The organism is Streptomyces rimosus subsp. rimosus, from assembly GCF_000720725.1.
Classification (GTDB): Bacteria; Actinomycetota; Actinomycetes; order Streptomycetales; family Streptomycetaceae; genus Streptomyces; species Streptomyces rimosus_A.
Genome location: NZ_JOCQ01000092.1, coordinates 20,780 through 33,747 on the forward strand (window position 1 = coordinate 20,780; position 12,968 = coordinate 33,747).

The following is a 12,968-nucleotide window of genomic DNA, read 5'->3' on the forward strand; positions in this document are numbered from 1 at the left end:
GGTCTCCGCTGATATGTTTGCCGGTCAAGGCTCGGGCATCATGCTGGCGACGTACGACGACCCGGGCAATTCCACGGCTGCGCAGCGGCTCCGGCCGGGAACGCTCCGCCGCATCCTGTCGTACGCGAAACCGCATTCCCGCGAATCGGCCCTGCTGCTGGTTCTGACGCTGCTCGACTCGCTCATCATCGTCTCGACCCCGCTGCTGCTGAAGGAGATCGTCGACGTCGGCATCCTGCAGAAGGACACCTCGACGCTGACCACCATCTCCCTCGTCGTCGCGGGCCTGGCCGTCCTCGACGCGCTGCTCCAGCTCGCCCAGAGCTGGTATTCGGGCCGGATCAGCCAGGGCGTCAGCTACGACCTGCGGGTCCAGGCGTTCGCCCACGTACAGCGCCAGCCGCTGGCCTTCTTCACCCGGACCCAGACCGGATCCCTGGTCAGCCGCCTCAACACGGACGTGGTGGGCGCGCAGCACGCGCTCGGCACCCTGCTGGGCTCGCTGTCCAGCGTGTTCACGCTGGTCCTGGTACTGGGCAGCATGTTCTACCTGTCGTGGCTGGTCAGTCTGATCGCGCTGCTGATCCTGCCGCTGTTCATGATCCCGGGCGCGCTGGTCGGCCGGCGGCTGACCCGCTACTCCCGCGAACAGATGCAGATGAACGCGGAGATGGGCGCCACCATCGGCGAGCGCTTCAACGTCGCGGGCGCGATGCTCTCCAAGCTCTTCGGCCGTCCCCGCGAGGAGGCGGACCTGTTCGCGAAGCGCGCGGGCAAGGTGCGCGATGTCGGTGTCACCTGGACGGTGCTGAGCCGCCTGACGGTCATCATCATGACGCTGCTGGCCGCGGTCATCACCGCGCTGGTCTACGGCCTCGGCGGCGCCCTGGTGATCAACGGGACCTTCCAGGTCGGCACGCTGGTGGCGCTGGCCGCCCTGCTGGCGCGGCTGTACGGGCCGATCACCCAGCTGTCCAGCGTGCAGGGCGACGCGCACACCGCGATGGTCAGCTTCGACCGGATCTTCGAACTGCTCGACCTCAAGCCGCTGATCACCGAGCGGGACGGCGCCGTCGACCTGCCCGCGCCGGACGGCGCGGCGGCCCCCGAGGTCGTCTTCGACGGGGTGTCCTTCCGCTATCCGCCGGCCAGTGAGGTCTCGCTGGCGTCCCTGGAGTCGAACGCGCTGCCCGCCGACGAGCGCGCCAAGGAGACGCCCGAGGTGCTGCACGACGTCAGCTTCACGGTGCCGTCCGGCAAGCTCACCGCCCTGGTCGGCCCGTCCGGCGTGGGCAAGACCACGGCCACGCACCTGGTGTCGCGGCTGTACGACCCGACGGCGGGCAGTGTCCGCATCGCCGGGCAGGACCTGCGCGACATCACCCTCGACTCGCTGCGCGGCACCGTCGGCGTGGTGTCGCAGGACGCCCACCTCTTCCACGACACCATCCGCAACAACCTGACCTACGCCCGCCCCGGCGCGACCGAGGAGGAGCTGATCGAGGCGTGCCGGGCCGCGCAGATCTGGGACACCATCAGCTCGCTGCCCAGCGGTCTCGACACCGTGGCCGGCGACCGCGGCTACCGGCTGTCCGGCGGTGAGAAGCAACGCCTCGCGCTGGCCCGGCTGCTGCTGAAGGCGCCCTCGATCGTGGTGCTGGACGAGGCCACCGCGCACCTGGACTCGGAGTCCGAGGCGGCCATCCAGCGGGCCCTGAAGACGGCGCTGCGCGGCCGTACGTCCGTCGTCATCGCCCACCGGCTGTCGACCATCCGCGAGGCCGACCAGATCCTGGTCTTCGACGAGGGCCGTATCCGCGAGCGGGGCACGCACGACGAGCTGCTGGCCGCCGGCGGGCTCTACGCGGAGCTGTACCACACGCAGTTCGCCCGGCAGGCCGCGGGCGGCGGGCCGGAACCGGCCGTGCCCGAGGCCCTTGAGGCCAGGGAAGCGCGCGGGCCCGCGCCGCAGATGGTGCCGGGCGGCCCGGGAAACATGGTCTTCTTCGACGGGGACGGACCCGACGACGGAGGCGCCCCGGGCGGCGGCGTGTGGCACACCACCGGTCAGGGCCCCGGCGGCCGCTGACCTCCGGCCGCCCGGCGGCCGCGTACACGGGAAGACCGCGCCACCGCAGCGGACCACCGCAGCGGTGGCGCGGCAGGCACAGCGAGCAACGGGTTGCCGTCGAATGGGGGAGACATGGAAGGCCAGGCACAGTTCACTGCGCCCCTGACCGCTTGCCAGGAGGGGACGTGGCTGGCCCAGCGCGCGGAGACCCCGCCCCGGCCGTACGTCATCAGGCAGTACGCCGACGTCCTGGGCCCGCTCGACACCGACGTCTTCCGGCGGGCGCTGCGGCAGGCCGTCGTCGAGACGGAGGCGCTGCGCCTGCGGTTCAGGCAGGTCGGCGGGGCCCCGGTGCAGACGATCGGCGAGGCGGCGGGCGACACCGCCCTGCGGATCGTCGATCTCGGCGCGGAGAGCGAACCGTGGGAAGCGGCGCAGGCGTTGATGCGCGCGGACGGCCGCCACCCGGCCGACCCCGCCGAAGGGAACCTGTCGTCGTACGTCCTCTTCAAGCTGGCATCCGACCGGTACGTCTGGTACCAGCGCCACCACCAGCTGCTGGTGGACCACTACGGGAGCACGCTGCTGGCCCGCCGTGTCGCCGGGCTCTACACGGCGATACTGCGCGGCGAGCCGTACAGCCCTCCTGGCCACGCCCCGTTGCGGGAGCTGTGGGAGCAGGAGAGCGCCTACCGGGAGTCGCCGCAGTGCGCGGCCGACCGCCGTTACTGGCACGAACACTTCGCGGACCGCCCGGAGCCGGCCACCGTGCCCGGCCACCGCTCCGCCTCCCGTGACGACCACCCCCGCGCGTCCGGCCGGCTGTCGGACGCGGGCCGGGCGGCGCTGCGGACGGCCGCCGAGCGTACGGGCACGAGCCGGGGCGCGCTCGTCGTCGCGGCGCTCGCCACTTTCGTGTGCCGGACGACCGGGGCGGACGAGGCGCTGCTGAGCTTCCCGGTCGACGGCCGTACGGGCAGCGCCGCCCGGCGCACGCCCTGCGCCACGGCCAACGTGCTGCCGCTGCGGCTGCCGGCAGCGCCCGGCGACAGCCTGGCGGAAGTGGCCCGCGCGGCGCAGCGCGAGATCGACGGGCTGCTGGAGCACCGGCGTTACCGGGGCGAGCGCCTGCACGCGGAGCTGGGCAGGCCGGGCGGCGGGCGCAACTTCGGCCCGTCGGTGGCCGTCCCGGCGATCGGCACCGGCCTGCACTTCGGAGAGGTCCCCGGCACGCTCCACGACCTGCCGGGCGCCCCCGTCGAGGCGTTCTCCGTGGTGGTGCGCGAGCTGCCGGACGACGCCGGGACGAGCGTCGTCCTCGAAGCCGACCCGGCGCTGTACGACCAGGAGTGGGCCGGGGCGGGCCAGCGGGCCTTCGTGCGGCTGCTGGAGCAGGCGGCGGCCGAGCCCGAGGCGCCCGTCGGGCGGTTCGGCGTGCTGGGCGCGCCGGAACACGGGCTGGTCGTGGAGGGGTGGAACGCCACCGGCGCCGAGGAGCCGGGCACCTCGGTGCCGGAGCTGTTCGCCCGCCAGGCCGCGCGCCGCCCCGGCGCCACGGCCGTCTCCGACGACGAACTCAGCCTTACGTACGGCCATTTGGAGGCGGAATCGGGTCGCCTGGCCGCCTACCTCAGCAGCCTCGGGGTGACCCGCGGCAGCCGCGTCGCCGTGCTGATGGAACGGTCGGCCGGGCTGCTGGCGGCGCTGCTCGGCGTCTGGAAGGCGGGCGCGGCGTATGTACCGGTGGACGCGGCGTATCCGACGGAGCGGGTGGCCGTCATGCTGGCCGACTCCGCGCCGGCGGCCGTGCTGTGCACCGGCCGCACCCGGGCCGCGGTGCCGCCCGGCGTTCCCGGCGCGCTCGTGGTGCTGGACGACCCGCGGGTGCGGGCGGCGGTGGCCGGGTGCCCGGCGGAGGGCCCGGCGGTCCGGGTCGGCCCCGAGGACCTGGCGTACGTGATGTACACCTCCGGTTCGACCGGGGTGCCCAAGGGCGTGTCGATGCCGCACGGCAGCGTCGCCGGGCTCGTCGGCCAGCGGGACTGGTCGGTCGGCGCGGACGACGCGGTGCTGATGCACGCGCCGCACGCCTTCGACGCGTCGCTGTACGAGGTGTGGGTGCCGCTGGTCTCCGGCGCGCGCGTGGTGGTGGACGGGCAGGGCGTGGTGGACGGGCCGCGTATCCGTGCGGCCGTGGCGGCGGGGGTCACGGCGGTACATCTGACGGCGGGCTCGTTCCGGGTGGTGGCGGAGGAGTCGCCGGAGTGCTTCGCGGGCCTGCGCGAGGTGCTGACCGGCGGGGACGTGGTCCCGGCGGCGGCCGTGGCGCGGGTGCGGGAGGCGTGCCCCGAGGTGGCCGTACGGCACATGTACGGGCCGACCGAGGCCGCGCTGTGCGCCACCTGGCACCGGCTGCGGCCGGGCGACCCGGTGCCGGACGTGCTGCCGGTCGGCCGTCCGCTGGACAACCGGCAGGTGTACGTCCTGGACGCGTTCCTCCAGCCCGTGCCGCCGGGCGTGACGGGCGAGCTGTGCATCGCCGGGACGGGCCTGGCGCGCGGCTACCTCGCCCGCCCGGGGCTGACCGCGGAGCGCTTCACGGCCAGCCCGTTCGTGCCCGGTGAGCGTATGTACCGCACCGGCGACATGGCGCGCTGGACCGACGACGGTGAGCTGGTCTTCGTCGGGCGGGCGGACGCACAGGTCAAGGTGCGCGGCTTCCGTATCGAGCCGGGCGAGATCGAGGCGGCGCTGGCGGCCCACCCGGCGGTCGGCGAGGCCGTGGTGGTGGCCCGCGAGGACCGGCCGGGCGAACGCCGCCTGGTCGCCTACGTCGTCGCGCAGGCGCCGGAACCGGGCCGCGACGGACCCCCGGCGCGCGGCGGGCAGCCGTTCCGCGACGAGCCGGGCGGGTGGGAGCAGGCCGGTACGGACAGCGCTCCGGCCCTGCTCACCGGCGCGTCCGGCGGCAGCGCCGGGGCGGCCCGCGACACCGGCGCGCTGCTCGCCGCGCTGCGCGAGTTCGTGGGCGGACGGCTGCCGGAGTACATGGTGCCGTCGGCCTTCATACCGCTGGACGGGCTGCCGCTGACCGTGCACGGCAAGGTGGACCACAAGGCGCTGCCCGCCCCGGACTTCGCCGGGCGCGGCAGCGGCCGGGAGCCGCGCGGCGCCGCCGAGGAAACCCTGTGCGCGCTGTTCGCGGAGGTGCTGGGCCTGGAACGGGTGGGCCCCGAGGACAGCTTCTTCGAGCGGGGCGGCGACTCGATCATGGCGGTCCAGCTCGCCTCGCGGGCCCGCCGCGCCGGGCTGGTGCTCACCACGGAGCAGATCTTCGACGAGCGGACCCCGGAAGGGCTGGCACGGCTGGCCCCCTCGGCGGACGAGCGGCCGGATACGGACACGGAGACCGGCGAGGTGCCCTGGACGCCGCTGACCGCGGCGCGGGGCGGGCACTTCGCGCGCTGGACGGTGCTGGAAGCGCCGGACGGCCTGCGGCCGGACACGCTGCCGGCCGCCGTCGCCGCCGTACTGGACACCCACGCCGTGCTGCGCGCGCGGACCGTCGCCGGTGACACCGGCCCGCACCTGTGCGTGCCCGGCCGGGGAACGGCGGACGCGGCGGCGCTGGTCACCCGGGAGACCGTGACCACGGCCGATCTCGACCGGGCCGCCGAGCGGGCGGCCCGCGAGGCGGTGGCCCGGCTCGACCCGGCGGCCGGAGCGAACCTCCAGGTGGTGTGGCTGGACGCGGGCGCCGCGCGGCCCGGCCGCCTGGTGCTCGCGGTCCACCCCGCGGTGGTGGACCCGGCCTCCTGGCGCATCGTCGTCCCCGATTTCCGGGCCGCGTGCGAGGCCGTGGCGCAGGGCCGGCAGCCGGTGCTCGGTCCGGTGGGCAGTTCCTTCAGGGAGTGGGCGGGCCGACTGGCCGCGCAGGCGAGTGAGGACCGCCGAGTAGCTGAACTGGGCTACTGGCGCGCGGCGTTGGAGGACACGGACGGGACCGGCGGCCTGCCGGACGGCTTCGGACCGGCAGGCGCGCGACCGCCGGGCGTGGAGCGCCGCATGGCCTGGACGGTGCCGCCGCAGCAAGCGGCAGCGCTGCTCGGCCGGGCGCCCGCAGCGTTCCACTGCACCACTGACGACGTGCTGCTGGCCGCACTGGCCGCCGCGGTCGCGTACGGGCGGGACGGCGCCGGGACCGGCGTCCTGCTCGACATCGAGACGGACGGCCGACGCGGCGCGGGAGCGATCGACGGCGTGGACCTGTCCCGTACGGTGGGCCCGTTCACCGGCGTACACCCGGTCCGGCTGGACGCGACCGGCGCCGCCCTGGACGAGGTCCGCGCGGGCGGCCCGGCGGCCGGGACGCTGCTGAAGACCGTCAAGGAACAGGTACGGTCGGTGCCCGGCGACGGCTTGGGCTACGGCCTGCTGCGCCACCGCAACCCGGAGACGGCCCGCGCGCTGGCGGACCTGCCCGGCGCCCGGATCGCGTTCCGCAGCTCGGGCATCCCGGCCGAGGGCGCGGCATCGGGTGTCATCCCGGCCGGTGGCGAGCCGTCCCCGTACGCCCTGGAGGCCGAGGCCACGATCGGCGAGGCCCCCGACGGGCCCACGCTGACCCTCACGCTCATCCATCGCCACCAGGCGGCGGACGGGCGGGCCGACGCCGCGGCGCAGCGGCTCGGCCGCCGGTGGGTGGAGATGCTGGGCGGCCTGGCCGCCCACGCGGCCCGGCCCGGAGCGGGCGGCCACACCCCGTCCGACTTCCCGCTGCTCGACCTCACCCAGGACGGCGTCGCGGAGCTGGAGGCCGCCGCGCCGCGGCCCGCCGACATCTGGCCGCTGTCGACCCTCCAGGAAGGGCTGCTGTTCCAGTCCTCCTTCGCGGAGGAGGGCCCGGACGTCTACGAGACCCAGTGGATGCTGGAGCTGACCGGGCCGCTGGACGCCGCCCGGCTGCGCGCCTCGTGGGAAGCGCTGCTGGCCCGGCACGACGCGCTGCGCGCGAGCTTCCACCGGCGCGCCTCGGGCGAGGCCGTCCAGATCGTCTCCCGTGACGTACGGCTGCCGTGGAAGGAGATCGACCTCTCGGGCCTGACCGAGGCCGACGCCCTGTCCGGCATCGAGGAACTGGCCACCCGCGAACAGGAGCGCCGCTTCGACACGACGCGGGCGCCGCTGCTGCGGCTGCTGCTGATCCGCCTCGGCGAGGGCCGCCACCGCCTCATCGTCATCAGCCACCACATCCTGATGGACGGCTGGTCGATGCCGGTCCTGCTGTCCGAGCTGGCCGAGGTCTACGCGGCGGGCGGCGACGCGTCGGCCCTCGCCCCGGCCACCTCCTACCGTGACTACCTGTCCTGGCGCACCCGCCAGGACAGGGACGCCGCGCGCGCCGCCTGGAGCGCCGAGTTCGCGGGCACCGAGGAGCCGACGCTCGTCGCACCGGGAGCGGTGGACCGGGGACCGGTGGACGCCGGGCACCTCATCACCGACATCCCCGAACGCACCACCCGCGGCCTCGCGGAGCTGGCGCGCCGCCACGACCTGACGGTCAACACGCTGCTGCAGGGCGCCTGGGCGCTGGTGCTGGCCCGGCTGGCGGGCCGTACGGACGTGGTGTTCGGCGCCACCGTCGCGGGCCGCCCGCCGGAGCTGCCCGGCGTCGAGTCGCTGGTCGGCCTGCTGATCAACACGGTGCCGGTACGGGTACGCCTGGACGCCGCGCAGCCGGTGCTCGACCTGCTGCGCGACCTCCAGGAACGCCAGTCCGCGCTGGTCGCCCACCAGTACCTGGGCCTGCCGGAGATCCAGCGCCTCGCCGGGCCCGGCGCCGTCTTCGACACCCTCGTCGTGCACGAGAACTACCCCCGCGCGGTCGCCGCGCCGGGCGCCCCGGACGCGCTCGCCTTCGCCGTCCTGGGCACGCGCGAGGCCACGCACTACCCGCTGACCCTCGGCGTCGTCCCGGGCGAGCGGCTGCGCGTCCATGTGGCGTACCGCCGCGGCCAGGTCGCGGCGGAACTCGCCGGGAAGCTCGTCGCCCGGCTGGTGCGGATCTTCGAGCAGCTGATGCGGGACTGCACGCTGCCGGTGGGCCGGATCGGCGTCCTGGACGCGGACGAACGCGCCACCGTCGTGGGCGCCTTCAACCGTACGGACGTGCCGGTGGCCGCCACGACGATGCCGGAGCTGTTCCGCGCGCAGGCCGCACGGACCCCGGACGCCGTCGCCGTGGAGGACGCCCAACGGCAGTCGACATACTCCGGGTTGGAATACGAGGCAGGGCAGCTGGCCCGCCTTCTCGTCGAGCGCGGGGTGGGGCCGGAGCGCCGGGTGGCGGTCGTCGTCGAACGGTCGGTGACGATGATCAGCGCGGTGCTGGCGGTGGCGATGGCGGGCGGGGTCTACGTACCGGTGGATCCCGAATACCCGGCCGAGCGCATCGCGTTCGTGCTGCGGGACGCGGAGCCCGCGGTGGTGCTGTGCACGGAACGGACCAGGGGCGCGCTGCCGGCCGGGGCGGGCGGCAGCACGGTCGTCCTGGACGATCCGGCGGTGGCGGCGGCCGTGGCGCGCCGCGCGGGCGGCTCCCTGACCGACGCCGAACGCGCCGCGCCGCTGAGCGTGGACAACGCCGCGTACGTGATCTACACGTCCGGGTCGACCGGAGTGCCCAAGGGCGTTCTCGTCGCCCACCGCGGACTGCGCAACCTCGTCGCGGACCGTATCGCGCGCTACCGCATCGGCACCGGCAGCCGCCTGGCCCAGCTCGTCTCGCCCAGCTTCGACGTGTCGATGGGCGACATCTGGCCGGTGCTGTGCGCCGGAGCGCGGCTGGTGCTGGCGCCGCCCGGGCAGCAGACCTTCGGCGAGGACCTGGCCGGCCTGCTGCGCGAACGCGGGGCCACCCACGTGGTGCTGCCCGCCGCGTTCCTGCCGCAGCTGCCGTCCGACGGCCTGTCCCGGCTGCGGGTCCTGGTCACCGGCGGCGAGCCGATGACCGACGAGGTACGCCGCCGCTGGTCCGCCGGGCGGGAGCTGTACAACGAGTACGGCGTCACGGAGGCGACCGTCACCTCCACGGTGACCGCGCCCCTCGACGGGGACGGCGCACCGGCGATCGGCCGCCCGATCACCAACACGCAGGCATACGTCCTGGACGCCTTCCTCCAGCCGGTGCCCCCGGGCGTGACGGGCGAGCTGTACGTCGCCGGGGCCAACCTGGCGCGCGGCTACCTGGGGCGCGCGGCGCTGAGCGCGGCGCGGTTCGTCGCGAACCCCTTCGCGCCGGGCGGGCGTGTGTACCGGACCGGGGACCTGGCCCGGTGGACCGCCGACGGCGACCTGGTCTTCACCGGCCGGGCGGACGCCCAGGTCAAGGTGCGCGGCTTCCGCGTCGAACCGGGCGAGATCGAGGCCGCGCTGAGCGCCCACCCCGCGGTCGCGGAGGCGGCGGTGGTGGTCCGCGAGGACCGGCCCGGCGAACGCCGCCTGGTCGGCTACGTCGTGTCCGCCGGGCCGGACCTGGACGAACGGTCCGTCCGCGCCCACGTCGCCGCGACACTGCCGGACCACATGGTCCCGGCGGCCGTGCTCGTCCTCGGCGAACTGCCGATGTCGCCCCACGGGAAGCTGGACCGCACGGCGCTGCCCGCGCCCGACTTCGCCGGGCAGGTCGCCGGGCGGGAGCCGCGTACGCCCGCCGAGGCGGTGCTGTGCGCGCTGTTCGCGGAGCTGCTGGGCCTGGAACGGGTCGGCGCGGAGGACAGCTTCTTCGAGCTGGGCGGCGATTCGATCATGTCGCTCCAGCTGGTGTCGCGGGCCCGCCGCGCCGGGCTGCTGGTGACCTCCCGGCAGGTCTTCGACGAGCAGACGCCGGAACGGCTCGCCGAGGTCGCGGAGCCGGCGGCGGCCGGGCCCGGCGCGGACACCGCGGGCTCGGGGGCCGGCGAGGTGCCGTGGACGCCGGTGATGCGGCTGCTGGGCGAGCGGATCACGGGTGGCCGGTTCGCGCAGTGGACGGTCCTCGGCGCCCCGGCCGGGCTGGGCCGCGACGTGCTCGCCGCCGGACTGGCCGCCCTCCTGGACACCCACGCCATGCTGCGCGCCCGGGTGGTGGAGCGGCCCGGCGGACCGGTGCTGACCGTCGGCGGCCGGGGCTCGGTGGACGCCGACCGCCTGGTGACCCGGCTGGACGCGGTACGGGCCCCCGAGGCCGACCTCGACGGTCTGGCGGAACGGGCCGCCGAGGACGCGGTCGCCCGGCTCGACCCGGCCGCCGGCGTACTGGTTCGGGCGGTGTGGCTGGACGCCGGACCGCACCGGACCGGCCGGCTGGCGCTGGCCGTGCACCACCTCGCGGTGGACGGCGTGTCCTGGCGCATCCTGGTGCCGGACCTGCGGGCCGCCTGCGAGGCGGTGGCGGACGGGCGCGAGCCGGACCTCGACCCCGTGGGCACCTCCTTCCGGCAGTGGGCCGCGCTGCTCGCCGCCCAGGCCGCGCAGCCGCACCGGTTGGCGGAACTGCCGTACTGGACCGCCGTGCTGAACGGCCCCGACCCGGTGCTCGGCGCCCGCTCACTCGACCCGGACACGGACACCTCGGCGACCGTGCGCCACCACACGTTGCAGGTGCCCCGGGAGCAGGCGGAGATCCTGGCCGTACGCACACCCGTGGCCTTCCACTGCGGTATCCACGAGGTGCTGCTCGCGGCACTGGCGGGCGCGGTCGCGCGCTGGCGGCCGGAGACGGCGGCCGGGGTGCTGGTGAACGTCGAGGGACACGGACGGCACCCGGTCGCCGGGGCGGACCTGTCCCGTACGGTCGGCTGGTTCACCAGCGTGCATCCCGTACGGCTCGACCTGTCCGGTGTGGACCTGGACCAGGTCCCGGCGGGCGGCCCGGCGGCCGGGGCACTGCTCAAGGCCGTCAAGGAACAGGTACGCGCGGTTCCCGGCGACGGCCTTGGCCACGGGCTGCTGCGCCACCTCAACCCGCAGACCGGCCCCGTACTGGCCGGTCTTCCGGCCCCGCGGATCGGCTTCAACTACCTCGGCCGGTTCCCCGCGGTCGGCGCGGGCACGGCCGGGCCGTGGGAAGCGGCGGGCAGCACCGCGCTCGGCGGCTCGGACGACCCCGGCATGCCCGCGCCGCACGCCGTGGAGGCGGGCGCGGTCGTCCGCGACACACCGCACGGACCCGAACTGACACTCACGGTCGGCGGCCCGGCCGGCGTCCTCGGCGACGAGGCCGCGGCACGCCTGGGCCACCTGTGGCGGGACCTGCTCGGCGGCCTGGCCGCCCACACGGCCGCGCCCGAGGCGGGCGGCCACACGCCCTCCGACTTCCCGCTCCTCGACCTCGGTCAGGACGAGGTCGAGGAGTTCGAAGCGATAGCAGCACGGCTCGAAGGGGGACTGTCGCTGTGAAGACCTCACCACCGGACAGGGGACCGGCATCCGGCAAAGGCCCGGCGCCCGGCAAGGGCTCGGCACTGGCCGAGGTGTGGCCGCTGTCACCGCTGCAGGAAGGCATGCTCTTCCACGCCGACTTCGACGCCCAGGGCCCCGACGTCTACGTCATCCAGCGCACCCTGACGATCGACGGCCCGCTGGACCCGACCCGCTGGCGCGCCGCGTGGCAGGCCCTGCTCGCCCGCCATGCGGCGCTCCGCGCCGGCTTCCACCGCCGCAGGTCCGGCGAAGCCGTCCAGCTCATCACCCGCGAAGCCGCCCTGCCCTGGCGCGAGAGCGACCTCTCGCACCTGCCGGAGGCCGACGCGCTCGCCGAGACCGGCCGGCTGGCCGCCGAGGAGTGCGCGGAACGCTTCGACCTGGGCGTGGCACCGCTGCTGCGACTGCTCCTCGTCCGCCTCGGCCCCGACCGGCACATCATGGTGCTGACGGCACATCACATCCTGCTGGACGGCTGGTCGATGCCGATCCTCTTCGACGAGGCGACCGCGGTGTACGCGGCGGACGGCGACGCCTCGGGCCTGCCCCGTACCCGCTCCTACCGCGACTACCTCGCCTGGCTGGCCCGGCAGGACAAGGACGCCGCACGGGCCGCGTGGCGCGCCGAACTGGCCGGGGACGGCGAGCCGACGCTCGTCGCCCCCGCGGACCCGGCCCGCGCCCCGGCCCTCCCCGACCAGGCCGTGGCGGACCTGCCCGCCGCACTCACCCGCGCCATCACCGACCTGGCCCGCCGCCACGGCCTGACCGCCAACACCGTGGTCCAGGGCGCCTGGGCCCTGCTGCTGGCCCGCCTCTCCGGACGCGTCGACGTGGTCTACGGCACGACGGTGGCCGGCCGCCCGCCGGAACTCCCGGGCGTCGAGTCGATGGTCGGCCTCTTCATCAACACCGTGCCGGTACGCGTACGCCTCGACGCTCAGCAGCCCGTACTGGGCCTGCTCAAGGACGTACAGGCACGCCAGTCCGCGCTGCTGCCGCACCAGCACCTGGGCCTCGCCGAGATCCAGAAGCACGCCGGTCCCGGCGCGGTCTTCGACACGCTGGTCGTGTACGAGAACTACCCGCGCCCGGCCGCCGCCCCGGGCGGACCCGGCACCCTCTCCTTCACCACGCTGGCCCTGCGCCAGGCCACCCACTACCCGCTGACCCTGGGCATCCTCCCCGGCGACCGCCTCGAAGTGGAGGTCTCCTACCGCCCCGACCTGATCACCCCCGAACTGGCCCGCGCCCTGACCGGACGGCTGGTGCGGGTGCTGGAGCAGGTGGTGGCCGATCCGTCGGTGCCGGTGGGCCGGATCGGCGTGCTGGGCGGGGAGGAACGGCGGCTGGTCGTGGAGGAGTGGAATGCGACGGCCGGGGAGGTGGCGGGGCCGTCGGTGCCGGAGCTGTTCGCGCGGCGGGTGGCGTCGGC

General features: G+C 75.4%; 3 protein-coding genes. All 3 read left to right on the forward strand.

Going from position 1 to position 12,968, the window contains the following annotated elements; all coding sequences use genetic code 11:
- The first annotated feature begins 13 nt into the window (after nucleotides 1-13).
- A complete protein-coding gene (locus tag IH45_RS0133460) occupies nucleotides 14-2,089 on the forward strand; it encodes an ABC transporter ATP-binding protein (protein WP_030677324.1) in 2,076 nt (691 codons plus the stop codon).
- Nucleotides 2,090-2,203: 114 nt separating this feature from the next.
- Entirely contained in the window at nucleotides 2,204-11,509 is a 9,306-nt protein-coding gene (locus IH45_RS1000000150290) for a non-ribosomal peptide synthetase (protein ID WP_063763078.1), read from the forward strand.
- Nucleotides 11,506-12,968: condensation domain-containing protein (locus IH45_RS0133470; protein ID WP_234440775.1), on the forward strand; the 1,463-nt coding region annotated here is incomplete at its 3' end. The genes IH45_RS1000000150290 and IH45_RS0133470, both read left to right, overlap by 4 nt.